The following is a 13,855-nucleotide window of genomic DNA, read 5'->3' on the forward strand; positions in this document are numbered from 1 at the left end:
GAGGGTGTGGGAGAGTAGGACACCGCCGGACAATCTTTAGTTGAGGCCGACCCTTCGGGGTCGGCCTCAACTGTTTTCACGCCCCGAACACGCCAAGCCACACCGTCAAACAGTGGGCCTCAGGTATGAGGTGCCGGGCGTGGGTGTCGGCGTTTATCCGGGGGCTGACACATTGCGGTATCCAACCGGTCGGATACCGCTACCTGCGTCAGCCCCGGGTCTGGATGGCGTCGCGGAGTTGGCGGAACAGGCCGGCCGACTCGTCGACCGGACGATTGGCGAACATGCCCATCGCCACACTGCCGTGGTCCGCCCACCCGCAGATCGCGAAGTCCCCACCGTCGCCACTGGTGCGACCGCACTTCATCACGCCGCCGTACTTTCCGGCGGGCACCTCACGGACGTCGGTGACCCGGCCGGTCTCGTCGGCCATCAGCCGGAAGAGGCTGTCCAGGTCACGTTCCGGCTGCCAGAGCAGGGTGGTGCCGCCGAAGAACAGCACCGCCCGCTTCTCGTCGGCCGGGTCGCGGTAGACCGTACCGATGCTGCGGTCCAGGTCGATGTCGGCGGCGAATCCGCTGCGCAGGTAGTCGGCGGTGCTGCGGGCCCGGTCCGAGTCGTCGCGGGTCAGACCCGCCACCTGGTCGGGGGTGCCGAGACGGGCATCCTTCTCCTGGGCGATCCGCCAGCCGGCGGTGCCCAACGCGGCGGCACCGGCCAGGCCGACGACCAGGGCGACGGTCAGCGCGATCCGCCGGCGGCGGGACACCCGGCCCAGCTCCCGGGGGCTCTGCTCCGGGTCGTGGTTGCTCAACCGGATCGGCTCGTCGGTCAGCTCGACCGGTTCGGGACCCTCGATGAGCTGACGCTCGGTGAGATGTGCGTCGGACATGTTCGCCACCGTACGCGAATGACCGGTGGCGCACGTCGGGTCCGCCGAAGCGCTCCGTAGACTTTCGCAGGTGACCGAGAGACTGGATGCCCGACGCCCCGACGCCCCGACCCTTGCCGGCCAGTACCAGCCCGGCGAGGTAGAGCAGCGACGGTACGAGCAGTGGGTAGCCGCCGGCCACTTCCGGGCGTCGGCGCAGAGCGACAAGCCCCCCTTCACCATCGTCATCCCGCCACCGAACGTCACCGGTGTGCTGCACATGGGCCACGCCCTGGACCACACCGTCCAGGATTCCCTGGTGCGTCGCAAGCGGATGCAGGGGTACGAGGCGCTCTGGCTGCCCGGCATGGACCACGCCGGCATCGCCACCCAGAACGTGGTGGAGCGGCAACTCGCCGGCCAGGGGCTGTCCCGGCACGACCTGGGCCGGGAACAGTTCGTCGAGCGGGTCTGGCAGTGGAAGGCCGAGTCCGGGGGGGCGATCCTCGGCCAGATGCGCCGGCTCGGCGACTCGGTCGACTGGGACCGTGAGCGTTTCACCATGGACGAGGGCCTGTCCCGGGCCGTGCAGACCATGTTCAAGAAGCTCTACGACGACGGGCTGATCTACCGGGCCAACCGGATCATCAACTGGTGCCCGCGCTGCCTGACCGCGCTGTCCGACATCGAGGTGGAGCACACCGACGACGAGGGTGAGCTGGTCTCGATCCGGTACAGCGACGAGGTGGTGGTCGCCACCACCCGGGCCGAGACGATGCTCGGCGACACCGCCGTGGCCGTGCACCCCGACGACGAGCGCTACCGGCACCTGATCGGCACCACGGTGGAGGTGCCGTTGACCGGCCGGCACATCCCGATCGTCGCCGACGAGCACGTCGACCCGGCGTTCGGCACCGGCATGGTCAAGGTGACCCCGGCGCACGACCCCAACGACTTCGAGATCGGCCAGCGGCACGACCTGCCCGCCCTGACGATCATGGACGAGCGGGGCGTCATCACCGCCCCCGGCCCGTTCCAGGGCCTGGACCGGTACGAGGCCCGCCCGGCGATCGTCGCCGCGCTGCGCGAGCAGGGCCGGGTCGTGGCCGAGAAGCGGCCGTACGTGCACGCGGTGGGACACTGCTCCCGGTGTCGTACCACCGTCGAGCCCCGGCTGTCGTTGCAGTGGTTCGTCAACACCGCCCCGCTGGCCAAGGCGGCCGGCGACGCGGTACGCGACGGGCGGGTGAAGATCGAGCCGGCCGAGCTGGCCAAGCGCTACTTCGCCTGGGTCGACAACATGCACGACTGGTGCATCTCCCGGCAGCTCTGGTGGGGCCACCGCATCCCGGTCTGGTACGGCCCGGCCGGCGAGATCGTCTGCGTCGGCCCCGACGACACGCCCCCCACTGGCGAGGGCTGGCGGCAGGACGAGGACGTCCTGGACACCTGGTTCTCCAGCGGCCTGTGGCCGTTCTCCACCCTCGGCTGGCCGGAGCACACCCCGGACCTGGCGAAGTTCTACCCGACGAACGTGCTGGTCACCGGCTACGACATCCTCTTCTTCTGGGTCGCCCGGATGATGATGTTCGGCCTGTACGCGATGGACGGCCGGCAGCCGTTCGACACGGTCGCCCTGCACGGCATGGTCCGCGACCAGCACGGCAAGAAGATGTCGAAGTCGTTCGGCAACGTGGTCGACCCGCTGGACTGGGTCGACCGGTACGGCGCCGACGCGACCCGCTTCACCCTGGCCCGGGGGGCGAACCCCGGCGGGGACGTGCCGGTCAGCGAGGAGTGGTGCCAGGGCTCCCGCAACTTCTGCAACAAGCTGTGGAACGCCACCCGGTTCGCGCTGCTCAACGGGGCGCACACCAGCGGTCCGCTGCCGGCCGTCGATCAGCTCTCCACCGTCGACCGGTGGATCCTGTCCCGGCTGGCGCACGTCACCGCCGAGGTCGACGAGCAGTTCGAGGCGTACGAGTTCGCGAAGGTGTGCGACCTGCTCTACCACTTCGCCTGGGACGACGTCTGCGACTGGTACGTGGAGCTGGGCAAGCCGGTGCTCGCCGAGGGTGGGCCGGCCGCCGACACCACCCGCCGGGTGCTCGGGCACGTGCTGGACCAGCTGCTGCGGCTGCTGCACCCGGTGATCCCGTTCGTCACCGAGGAGTTGTGGACGGCGCTGACCGGGGGCGAGACGGTCATGACGGCGGCCTGGCCGACCGCCGACCGTACGCTGATGGACGACGCCGCGGAGCGCGAGGTCGGCACCGTCCAGCGGGTGGTGACCGAGATCCGGCGGTTCCGGTCCGACCAGGGGCTGCGGCCGACCCAGCGGGTGGCCGCCCGGCTGGACGGGCTCGGCGGGGCGGGGATCGCCGCGCACGAGCCGCTGATCCGTTCGCTGGCCCGGCTGGACGCCCCGGCCGACGACTTCCAGGCCAGCGCCACCCTCGCCATGCCCGGTGAGGTCAGCGTGGCGCTGGACACCCGGGGGTCGATCGACGTGGCCGCCGAGCGGGCCCGGCTCACCAAGGACCGTGCGGCGGCCGAGAAGGAGGTCGCGCAGGCCCGCGCGAAGCTCGACAACCCGGCGTTCGTCGGGAAGGCCCCCGAGCCGGTGGTCGCGAAGATCCGCGACCGGTTGGCGGTGGCCGAGGCCGACCTGATCCGCATCGACGCCGCTCTGGAGGCGCTTTCCTCGTGACCGACCGCACCGATCAGACCAGCCGGCCCGGGGCCGGGCGCGGCGAGTTCGCCGCCGTCGACGCCGAGCTGGCCGCGCGCGGGTTCACCCGGATGCATTTCGAGCTGGACCGCATCGAGATGCTGCTCGACCTGCTGGGCAGCCCGCAGCGGGCGTACCCGTCGATCCACCTCACCGGGACCAACGGCAAGACGTCCACGGCCCGGATGATCGACTCGTTGCTGCGGGCCTTCGGCCTGCACACCGGCCGCTACACCAGCCCGCACCTGGAGACGGTCCGGGAACGGATCAGCCTGGACGGGGAACCGGTCGACGAGGAGCGCTTCGTCGCCACGTACCGCGAGGTGAAGCCGCTGGCCGACCTGGTCGACCAGCGGTCGGCCGAGCCGCTCACCTACTTCGACCTGACCACCGCGTTGGCCTTCGCCACGTTCGCCGACGCGCCGGTCGACGTGGCGGTGGTGGAGGTGGGGCTGGGCGGCGCCGAGGACGCCACCAACGTGCTCCAGGCCGGGGTGGCGGTGCTCACCCCGATCGGGCTCGACCACACCGAGTGGCTGGGCGACACGCTGGAGGACATCGCCCTGCACAAGGCGGGCATCATCCACTCCGCCGCGACGGTCATCGCCGCCGCGCAGGAGGAGGAGGCGGCCCGGCCCATCCTGGAACGGTGCGCCGAGGTCGGTGCCACGGTCGCCCGGGAGGGCGCGGAGTTCGGGGTGCTGCGCCGGGCGGTCGCCGTCGGCGGCCAGGTGCTGACCATCCAGGGCCTCGGCGGGGTGTACGACGAGGTGTTCCTCCCGCTGCACGGGGCGCACCAGGCGCAGAACGCGGCGGTGGCGCTGGCCGCCGTCGAGGCGTTCCTCGGGGCCGGGGCGAAGCGGCAGCTGGACATCGAGGCCGTCCGGGAGGGTTTCGCCGCCACCAGCTCCCCGGGCCGACTGGAGAAGGTGCGCAACGCCCCGACGGTGCTGCTGGACGGGGCGCACAACCCGCACGGGATGGCCGCCACGGTCACCGCGCTGCAGGAGGAGTTCGCGTTCAGCAAGCTGGTCGGGGTGCTCGCCGTGCTCGGTGACAAGGATGCCGCCGGGCTGCTGGAGCTGCTGGAACCGGTGCTCGACTCGCTCGTCGTGACCCGCAACAGCTCGCCCCGGGCGATGCCCGCCGAGGAGTTGGCCGAGCTGGCCACGGAGGTCTTCGGCCCGGACCGGGTGCAGGTGGCCGACGAGATGCCGGACGCCATCGAGGCGGCCGTCGCCGAGGCCGAGTACGACGTCCCCGGCGAGTTGTCCGGGGTGGGGGTGCTGGTCACCGGTTCGGTGGTGACGGTGGCCGACGCCCGACGGCTGCTCAAGCGATGACCGGGCCGACCCCGGACCGCCCGGGTCCGGTCAGCCCCGCCGACCGCCCGGACCCGACCCACGCCGGCCCGTCCGGGAGCGCCGGACCGTCGAAGGACGCCGGACCGGCCGGGAGCGCCGGGCCAGCGCAGGAGGCCGGATCGGCGGGGGCGACCGGGCGGCGTTCCGGGCTGCGCAACCCCGAGGCGGCGGTACGGGGCCTCGGGGCCGGGACGCTCGGCCTGGAGGCGTTGGTCCTGCTGCTGGCGATCCAGCCGATCCGGGTGGTCGGCGGGCACTTCGGTGGGGCGGCGATCGCGGCCACCGTGGCGCTGGCCGTCGCGGCGGTGCTGCTGGCCGGCCTGATGCGCCGCCGGTGGGCCTGGTCGGCGGGCACCGTGCTCCAGGGGCTGCTGCTGCTGGCCGGCCTGCTGCACTGGTCGCTGTTCGGGCTCGGGGTCATCTTCGCCCTGGTGTGGGCGTACGCGTTGCACGTGCGCCGGGTCATCCTCGGCTGACCGGGGTCAGGCGTCGGCGCGTTCCCGCCACTGGGTCAGCGCGATGCCGTGCCCGTCGGGGTCGCGGAACGCCGCTGCCCACACCTCCACCCGGGAGCCACGGTTGACCACCCGGGGGGCGTAGGTGAACCGCAGGCCGGAGTCCTTGAGCCGCCGGTAGGCCGCTTCGATGTCGTCGACCTCCAGGTTGACGTGGACCAGCCGACGGCTCATCGGGGCCGCCCCGGTCACCTCACGCAACACCAGGCGGGTCGCCCCGGAGGCGAGGACGGCGTTGCCGGAGCCCCGGTCGAACTCCTCGAACCCGAGCACGTCGCGGTAGAACTCCAACGACCGGGACAGGTCGGTGACCAGCAGGGTCAACCCGACGCCACTGATCGGGGCGGCCAGTTCCTCGGGCTCGGCGGGTGCGGCCGTCGGGTCGTACCCGAAGATCGCCTCGTCGAGTTCCGGGTCGAGCCGCCCCTCGGTGGCGGCGGGGGCGTCCAGCGGCACGTCGACCGGGTCGAGGATCGGCTCGTCGAACCGCTCCTCGGCGGGCGGGCGGGGGGCGGGGGCGGCCGTCGCCGTGGCCCGCCGGGGCAGTGGGCCCGTCGTCGACTGCTCGACCACGGTGCCCTCCAGCACCACCGGGCGGCCGGGCCGCTGGTGCACCACCACCGGCTCCCGCTCGTCGGTGAGCACCTCGACGTCGTCGCGCAGCGGCTCGGCCCGGGCCGGCTCCTGGTGGGGCGACGTCGACCGCGGCGGGTCGTCCGGCGACGCGTCGTCGGGCAGGGGGCCGACGGACGGGGGGTCGCGCAGGTCGTCACGGAACTCGTCGCGGAAGTCGTCGTCGGCCGTACGGCCGGCCCACGGTGGGGCCTCCTGCTGGATCAGCAGGTCGTCGAGCGGCTCGGCCCCGGCGTATTCCGGGGGGAGGTCGGCCATGGTCATGGTCGACTCGGTGTGGGTCGGCACCTCGTCCCAGAGGACCCGGATGTGCCGCTGGTCGTCCAGGGCCACCCGGATCGGCAGGGTCTGCCCCAACGACGGCCACTTCGCCACCGGCACCCGGGGCTCGATGATCTTCTTGGACCGGGGCGGCATACCCGGGGCGTCGATCACCAGCTGGAGTTCGCACCGGCCGAAGGCGTACTGGGTCGGTGGTTCGGAGGCGCTGTGCACGTGGCCGACGCCGACCACCCAGGTGCGTCCGCCCCCGCGCACGGTGCCCAGGGCCACGGCGAGCACCACCAGGGCCACGCCCAGCGCGACGATGGCCCAGCTGGTCATGCCCAGCCCGAACAGGACGACGAAGGTGGCCACGGTGCCGAGCACCGCGGCGATCAGCTTGCGTACCGGCGCGATGGTGCGGTTCCCGCCATTCGCCACAGTGGACCTCCCAGGGGTCAGAGCCAGGCTAGGCCCGACGGCGACCGAGGGAAAGAGCAGCCGCCGCGCCGGTACCGCAACCGGGTCGCTAGGCTGACCGTACCCAGCCGAACCGCCTTGTGCGCACAGGAGGAACCCAGCGTGTCCAGCAGCAGCGCGGATGAGCGCACCCTCGTACTGATCAAGCCCGACGCGGTGCGCCGTGGCCTGGTCGGCGAGATCATCTCCCGCTTCGAGCGCAAGGGCCTGCGGATCGACGCGCTGGAGACCCGGACCCTGGACGGCGGATTCGCCGACCAGCACTACGCCGAGCACGTGGACAAGCCGTTCTACCCGCCGCTGAAGACGTTCATGACCAGCGGTCCGCTGGTGTCGCTGGTGCTCTCCGGTGACCAGGTGATCGAGGTGGTCCGCGCGATGATCGGTAGCACCGACGGTCGCAAGGCCGCCGCCGGCACGATCCGGGGTGACCTGTCGCTGTCCAACCGGGAGAACCTCGTGCACGCCTCGGACTCCACCGACAGCGCCAAGCGCGAGATCGCCCTGTGGTTCCCCACCCTCGGCTGATCCTGCGCTGACGGCGGGTCACCCGTAGGGTTGCCCGGCCACCCCCGGCGGGCAGAACGGGCCGTGGGCCGGGGACGGCAGCTCCGGGTGGGCCCACCGCCCCACCCCCCGCTAGGGCGTGGGGCGGTCGCGGAACGGGCGGCCCCGGCCGAGGGCGTCGGCGTAGCCCCAGCGGCCCCTGATGTCGAGCAGTTCGATCTGGCCCAGCTCCTCCGGCATCGCGGCGTCGACGGCGAGATGGTCCTCGTACGGTTCGAGCCCGAGCAGTGTGCGCAGCAGCAACAGGGGCGCCCCGGCCGAGGGGGCGTACGGGCTGTCGGTGAAGCCGTGCGGGACGGGAACGTGGGTGGTGGCCCGGTCGTAGCCGGTTAGGTAGGCCGGCAGTCGACCCTGGAAGTGCCGGGCGGCGTCGAGCAGCCCGGTGGCGATCCGGGCGGCCTCGGCCCGGAACCCGGCCCGGCGCAGCCCCCAGGCGATCAGCGAGTTCTCCCAGGGCCAGACCGCGCCGGTGTGGTGGCCGAGCGGGTTGTAGTCGGCTGCCGTGCTGGCCAGGGTGCGGATGCCCCAACCGGAGTAGAGCGCCGGGGAGAACAGGTGCGCCACCATCTGCTCGGCTCGGTGGGCCGCGACGATGCCGGTGCAGAGCAGCTGCCCCATGTTGGAGGTGAGCGAGTCCAGCGGGGTGCCGTCGAGTTGCACCGCCACCGCGTAGTGGCCACGCTCGGGTAGCCAGAAGTCCCGGTCGAACCGCTCCCGCAGCCGGGCGGCGTCGCGTTTCCGCTGGTCGGCCCAGCCCGGGTCGCCCCAGAAGCGGCGGGCCATCCGGGCGGCCCGGCGGCGGGCCTCGTAGGCGTACCCCTGGATCTCGCAGATCGCCAGGGGGTAGGTGGGCGGGCGGCCGTCGTGGAAGCAGATCGCGTCGGCGGAGTTGCGCCAGCTCTCGTTCTGCGGACCGGTACGGGTCGGGCGGCGGGTGGACCAGACGTAGCCGCTGCCGGTCGGGTCCGCGTCGGAGTCGAGCCACCCGATGGCGGCCCGGACCTCGAACTCGAACCGGCGGACCAGTTCCGCGTCGCCGGTCCAGCGTTCGTACTCGTCGAGCAGGATGACGAAGGCGGCGGTGGTGTCGACCGCGCTGAAGCTGGCGGCCTCCGGGGTGTCGTTGAACGCGCCGGAGTCGCCGTACCGGCTCTCCTGGACGATCTTGCCGGGTTGTTCGCCCCGGAACGGGTCCTGCCGCACACCCTGGCTCAGCGCCAGGATGCGCAGCGTGTTGACGGCCCGTTCGGGCATGAAGGGCAGCGCCTGGAAGCTGCTGATCAGGCTCTCCCGGCCGAGCAGCGCCATCGACCAGGGCAGCCCGGTGGCGGGCAGCGCGGTCTGGAAGTTCAGCCCCGGGTAGTGCAGCGCGGCGAGGTCCCGGATGCCGTACTCGTACGCCTGCTGCAACGGCTTGTGGTCGGCGCGCAGCCGGGGCACCCCGGCGGTGCGGGCGGCGATGTCCCGGCCCCGCTGGTGTTCGCTGCGGCCGACCGAGCTGGTCAGTCGTTCCCGCAGGTCGCGGCGGTGCAGGTCGCGCAGGAGGGCCAGCACCCGTAGCCGGGTGGACCAGGTGCCGTGCGGCGCGACGGTGATCGTCCAGGTCAGGCCGTGGTCGTCGAGCTCGGCCGGCGTGCTGGAGGTGATCACGGTCTCCCGGTGCAGGCTGCCCCGCCGGTAGTGCAGCCGCAGCGCGTCGTCGGCGATGGTCGCCGTCACCGGCCGGGCCCGGCGGAAGCCGTCGCGGACCTCCAGCACCTCGGTGAAGTCCGCGCCCGCGTCGAGCCGGACGACGTACCGCACCGGTTCCGGTGCGTAGTTGAACAGCACGATCTCCTCTTCGAACTCCGGGCCCACCCAGCGGTGGCGCAGCACGGAGGTGGTGGCGTTGACGTAGTGGGTGGGTTCCCCGGGGACCAGCCCGAACTTGGCCTCGTAGGTGGCGACGTCGTCGACGGAGAGCACCGAGAGGGTCTCCGCGTTGACCGTCAGCCGCCAGGTCGACAGGAACCGGGTGTCGAAGGAGAACAACCCGAGCGGGGTGTTCGGGGCGCTGAGCACGTCACCGTTGCGGGCGCTGATCATGAAGATGTTGCCGGCGAAGACGCTGCTGACCTCGTGCAGCCCGATGAGGCTGGGGGTGGTGTGCCGGACCAGTTCGGCGGCCGGCCCCGTGCCGGTGCTGTCGGCGTCGACCGGCAGCAGCCGCCGGAAGGTGAACAGCAGCGCCAGGTCGCCGGCGACCGAGACGTCACCGCGCAGCAGCATCGCCACCAGGTTGTCCCGGCCGGCCAGCAACCGGGTGAACGCCTCCGGCCGGACCTCCACCGTGCAGTCGGGGTCGTCCCCGTGCCGGGTCACCCGGGTGTGCCCGTCGTCGAGCCGGACGAACCAGGCGGCGGTCCCGCCGTCCTCGGCGACGATCTCGAAGCGGAGCAGCCCGGTGGGGGCGGCGGGCAACCGTCCCCGGCCGTTCGCGGCCAGGTCGGCGAAGAACTCCTCGATCCGCCCGTCCACCGCCCGCTCCCGTCCCACGCCGGCACACCGGCGAAAAGGTCCAGGTGTGCCAAAAGGAACAATACGCCGCGTCGGATGCGGCCGGGCGCGCTTAAGTGGAAGAACGCCACTAGCTGCGCAAACTCCGGGGAGGACTCGATGACGGACAGGCAGACGGCCGCCGGGATGCGGTACCGGACGTACGGGCACGGCGGGCGCGGCACCTTCCTGCTGGTGCACGGCTGGTGCTGCGACCACGACTTCATGACGCCCCTGGCCCGGCACCTGGCCGACCGGCAGGCCCGGGTGATCGCCGTCGACATGCCCGGCCACGGGGCCAGTCCACCCCCGACCGACGGTTACGGTGTCCCCGAGCTGGCCGGCCACCTGCGGGCCTTCGCCCGAGCGTTGGACCTGCGCCGGGTCTTCGTGATCGGGCACAGCCTGGGCGGCGTCTGGTCGCTGGTGGCCGCCGCCGGTGACCGGGACCGGTTCACCGGGCTGGGGCTGCTCGACTCGGCGGTGGCCGGGCCACCCGGGGCCGCCGCCGCGATCGCCCAGGTGGCGGCCTCGCTGCGGGACGACACCTCCGGCGCGGTCCGGGAGTCGATCGTCAGGTCGTACTTCCCGCCGTACTCCGACCCGCGTCTGGTGGAGCGGGTGGTGGCGGCCACGGCCCGACCCTCGACCGAGGTCGCGTACGCGCCGATCGCCGGACTGGCCGACTGGATCGCCACCGACGGGGACGTGGCCGCCCTGCACCGGTGGGACCGCCCGCTGCTCTTCGTGGGCAGCAACGCCCCGTTCGCCGACTACGCCCGGCTGGCCCAGCTCGCGCCGCAGGCGTTCATCGGGCAGACGGTGGGCTCCGGACACTTCGTCCAGCTCCAGGTGCCGGCCCAGGTCGACGCGATGCTCGACCGCTACCTGGAGGTCACCGGCTGAGCACGGCCCGGGCCGGCGGGGTGGCGGTCGCGCCCGCCCCGCCGACCGCCCGCGCGGTGGGGCCGGCCCGGGCGGGTGGCCGGCCCGGACGGTTGGCCGGCCCGGACGGTTGGCCGGCCCGGACGGTTGGCCGGCCCGGGCTCAGAGGGTGTCGAGCGAGGCGCGACGACGGGACTCCGCCTCGAACACCCGCAGCAGCCCGGCCGCCAGCACGGCGTAGCCGACCCCGACGGCCAGCTCCGCACCGATCGCCGGCAGGACGTCGACCAGCGGGACGCCGCCGGCCAGCCGTCGGGCCGCGTCGGCGGCATGGGTGATCGGCAGCACCGCACCGACCGCGCGGATGCCCGCCGGCAGGTCCTCGGCCGGCACGTTCACCCCGGTGAACAGCAGCAGCAACGCCACCGCCACGTTGGAGATCAGGAAGACGTCCCGGAAACGCAAGCCCAACGCCCCCAGGGTCAGCCCGAAGAAACCACACGCCAGCGAGGCCGTCGCCAGGGCCAGCAGCAGACCGGGCAGGGCGGTGGGCGGGATCCGCAGGCCGAGCAGGAGCGCGGCCACGGTGAGCGTGCTCGCCGCGATCAGCAGGCCGTTGCCGGCGTACGGCAGCACCCGGCCGAGGAAGATGGCGGTGCGGCTGCGCGGGGAGAGCAGCACGTGCCCGAGGGTGCCGAAGCGCCGCTCGTTGGCCACCGCCATGGTGCCGCCGAAGACACAGGCCAGTGCGGCGGTGAGCACCGCGTTGCCGACGATGTAGAACCGGTCGTCGGCGACCCCGAACTCACGCCCCAGGTAGGCGAAGAAGAAGAGCTGGAACAGCGGGCCCACCAGCAGGGTGCCCACGAAGATCGACGGGGTGGTCCAGTTGAACAGGGCCCGGTAGGCGATCACCCCACCGACGCCGACGAGCCGGAACAGCGCGCTCACCGGGGACCTCCGTCGGCCGGTCGGGACGGGACTGGCACCGGTGCCTCCTCAGGACAGGGCCAGGGTCGCGGTGACCCGGGCCCGGCGCTCGACATACGTCATCAACACCCAGCCGGCGGCCAGGCAGGCCAGGCTGATCGCCAGGCAGACGGCCAGCGCCGGCCAGACCGGCCCGCCGGACGCGGCCTCGTGCACGGCGCGGGCGCCCCAGGTGGTCGGGAGCACCGCGGCGACCGGCCCGGTCCAGCCGGGCAGCGCGGTGACCGGCACGAGCATCCCGGAGACCAGCCAGATCGGGTACTCCAGCGTGTTGGCCAGCGCGTTGGCGTGCCGCAGCAGCACGAAGCTGGACGCCAGCAGCAGCCCGAACATGCCCAGCCCGGCTATGCAACCGGCCACCGCCACCGGGAAGGCCACCGGGTGGGCGAAGTCGAGCGGGATGCCGTAGAGCAACCGGCCCCAGGCCAGCGTGGCGAGCATCGCGTACGTGCCGGTGATGCCGGTGGCCAGGGTGACCGGCAGCAGCACCAGCGCGGGCGACCGGGGCGCCAGCATGATCATTTCCAGGGTGCCCTGCCAGCGCTGGTTCTGGACCGCCCCGCCGGAGCCGAACAGCACCGTCGACCAGACCCCCATCAGCCCCGCGCCGACCGCCGCCTCCAGCAGCCGGTCCGGCTCACCGCCGGCCCGGAACAGGTAGACCGCCAGGGTCGCCTGCACCACCGGGACGAACAACGCGATGGCGATCTCGAACGGGGAACGGCTGAGCTGCTTGACGTGCAGCAGCGCACCGACCGCGATCATCCGCGGGGTGCTCACGCCGGCACCGGCCCGGCCACCGGCGTCGGCTCCGCCGCCCGGTTGACGATCGCCACGTACGCGTCCTCCAGGGTGGGCTGCCGGGCGGTCACCCGGCCCAGCCGCACCCCGTCCAGCTCCCGCAGCACGTCGGCCTGCACGTCCACCCCCGCGTCGGACTGCACCCCGAGGACCTGCGCCGCCCCGTGCACCGCCAGGCTCACCTCGCGTACGCCCGGCCGGGCCCGGATGGCGGCCAACTGCCCGTCGGTCACCCCGTACGCCTGCACCTCCAGCACCCGCCGGCCGTCGGCGTGGTGGCGCAGCTCGGCGGGGGTGCCCAGGGCCTGGATCCGGCCGCCCGCGATCACCGCGATCCGACCGCACAACTCGTCGGCCTCGGCCATGTAGTGCGTGGTCAGCAGCACGGTGGTGCCGGTGGCGGCCAGGTCGGCGACGGTCTGCCGCAGCTCCCGGGCGGCCACTGGGTCGACCCCGATCGACGGCTCGTCGAGGAACAGCACCCGGGGCCGGTGCAGCAGCCCCCGGGCGATGTGCAGCCGCTGGCGCATCCCCCGGGAGTAGCCCTCGACCCGGTCGTCCTCCCGGCCGGTCAACCGGACCAGCTCGAACAGTTCGGCGATCCGACGCTTCTGCTCCCGGCCCGGTACGCCGTACAGCTCGGCGAAGTAGCGCAGGTTGTCCCGGGCGGAGAGCCGGTCGTAGAGCCCCCGGTCGCCACCGAAGACGTACCCGATGCGGCGGCGCACCTCCCGGGTCTGCCGGACCACGTCGAAGCCGCAGATCCTCCCCTCGCCGCCGGTCGGGATGAGCAGGGTGTTGAGCAGCTTGATGGTGGTGGTCTTGCCGGCGCCGTTCGGGCCGAGCAGGCCGAACAGTTCACCGTGGCCCACCGTGAGGTCGACCCCGGCGACGGCGTGCACCTCCCGACGCTGCGGTCGTAGCCATCCGGTCCGGCTGCGGTAGCTGCGGTGCAGCCCCACCGCCTCGATCGCGTGCTCACCCATGGCCGCGAATCTATGGGTCGGGCCGGCGACCCGCACACCCATTACTCGGCGGCGGCGACCCGGACAGGTCGAGTATCCTTACCGGCACAGGCGACGACCCGGCCATCACCGGTGAGCCTCCGGAAGAAAGGGCCCGACGGGCCCGACTAGAACCGGACGGGGCGGCCCGTCACAGCCGGCCAACGAGCGGGCGGTCGATCCTGACCGTCAAGCGGGGTGGTACCGCGGGCCCGGCC

Annotated in this window: 11 protein-coding genes; 5 read left to right on the forward strand and 6 right to left on the reverse strand. The window is 72.9% G+C overall.

Annotated features, from left to right (window positions below; genetic code table 11):
* Positions 1 to 208: 208 nt before the first annotated feature.
* Entirely contained in the window at positions 209 to 892 is a 684-nt protein-coding gene (locus AB0B63_RS27835; protein ID WP_357023979.1) for a hypothetical protein, read from the reverse strand.
* 70 nt (positions 893 to 962) lie between these two features.
* On the opposite strand from AB0B63_RS27835, the gene AB0B63_RS27840 reads away from it, so the two are divergent.
* The 3 genes from AB0B63_RS27840 (at position 963) to AB0B63_RS27850 (ending at position 5,442) form a co-directional block, all read left to right on the forward strand.
* Positions 963 to 3,581 carry a valine--tRNA ligase gene (locus AB0B63_RS27840; protein ID WP_357023982.1) on the forward strand — a complete coding sequence of 873 codons (2,619 nt, stop codon included), beginning with the start codon at positions 963 to 965 and terminating at the stop codon, positions 3,579 to 3,581.
* Positions 3,582 to 3,673: 92 nt separating this feature from the next.
* The gene (locus AB0B63_RS27845) at positions 3,674 to 4,945 is read left to right on the forward strand and encodes a folylpolyglutamate synthase/dihydrofolate synthase family protein (protein WP_357024102.1); all 1,272 of its coding nucleotides are present in this window, start codon (positions 3,674 to 3,676) and stop codon (positions 4,943 to 4,945) included.
* Positions 4,942 to 5,442 (forward strand): DUF4233 domain-containing protein, encoded by a 501-nt coding sequence (locus AB0B63_RS27850; RefSeq protein ID WP_357023985.1) that lies wholly within the window; start codon positions 4,942 to 4,944, stop codon positions 5,440 to 5,442. Before AB0B63_RS27845 ends, AB0B63_RS27850 begins: the two co-directional genes overlap by 4 nt.
* A 6-nt stretch (positions 5,443 to 5,448) precedes the next feature.
* Here AB0B63_RS27850 and AB0B63_RS27855 read toward each other — a convergent pair whose 3' ends face one another.
* Entirely contained in the window at positions 5,449 to 6,816 is a 1,368-nt protein-coding gene (locus AB0B63_RS27855; RefSeq protein WP_357023988.1) for a VOC family protein, read from the reverse strand.
* A 141-nt stretch (positions 6,817 to 6,957) separates the two neighbouring features.
* Here AB0B63_RS27855 and ndk point away from each other — a divergent pair, with 141 nt between their 5' ends.
* Positions 6,958 to 7,383, forward strand: coding sequence for a nucleoside-diphosphate kinase (gene ndk, locus AB0B63_RS27860; RefSeq protein WP_208570945.1), 426 nt, complete (start codon positions 6,958 to 6,960; stop codon positions 7,381 to 7,383).
* Positions 7,384 to 7,494: 111 nt separating this feature from the next.
* On the opposite strand, the gene AB0B63_RS27865 is transcribed toward ndk, so the two are convergent.
* On the reverse strand, positions 7,495 to 9,957 hold the full coding sequence (locus AB0B63_RS27865; protein WP_357023992.1) for a glycogen debranching N-terminal domain-containing protein: 2,463 nt from the start codon (positions 9,955 to 9,957) through the stop codon (positions 7,495 to 7,497).
* 120 nt (positions 9,958 to 10,077) lie between these two features.
* On the opposite strand from AB0B63_RS27865, the gene AB0B63_RS27870 reads away from it, so the two are divergent.
* Positions 10,078 to 10,863 carry an alpha/beta fold hydrolase gene (locus AB0B63_RS27870; RefSeq protein WP_357023995.1) on the forward strand — a complete coding sequence of 262 codons (786 nt, stop codon included), beginning with the start codon at positions 10,078 to 10,080 and terminating at the stop codon, positions 10,861 to 10,863.
* A gap of 141 nt (positions 10,864 to 11,004) precedes the next feature.
* Here AB0B63_RS27870 and AB0B63_RS27875 read toward each other — a convergent pair whose 3' ends face one another.
* The 3 genes from AB0B63_RS27875 to AB0B63_RS27885 are packed head-to-tail and all read right to left on the reverse strand — an operon-like array spanning position 11,005 to position 13,619.
* On the reverse strand, positions 11,005 to 11,793 hold the full coding sequence (locus AB0B63_RS27875; protein ID WP_357023999.1) for an ABC transporter permease: 789 nt from the start codon (positions 11,791 to 11,793) through the stop codon (positions 11,005 to 11,007).
* A 48-nt stretch (positions 11,794 to 11,841) separates the two neighbouring features.
* Positions 11,842 to 12,612: an ABC transporter permease gene (locus AB0B63_RS27880; protein WP_357024003.1), complete on the reverse strand. Its 771-nt coding sequence runs from the start codon at positions 12,610 to 12,612 to the stop codon at positions 11,842 to 11,844.
* On the reverse strand, positions 12,609 to 13,619 hold the full coding sequence (locus AB0B63_RS27885) for an ABC transporter ATP-binding protein (protein ID WP_357024006.1): 1,011 nt from the start codon (positions 13,617 to 13,619) through the stop codon (positions 12,609 to 12,611). Before AB0B63_RS27885 ends, AB0B63_RS27880 begins: the two co-directional genes overlap by 4 nt.
* Positions 13,620 to 13,855 lie beyond the last annotated feature (236 nt).

Source organism: Micromonospora sp. NPDC049081, assembly GCF_040648835.1.
Classification (GTDB): domain Bacteria; phylum Actinomycetota; class Actinomycetes; order Mycobacteriales; family Micromonosporaceae; genus Micromonospora; species Micromonospora antibiotica.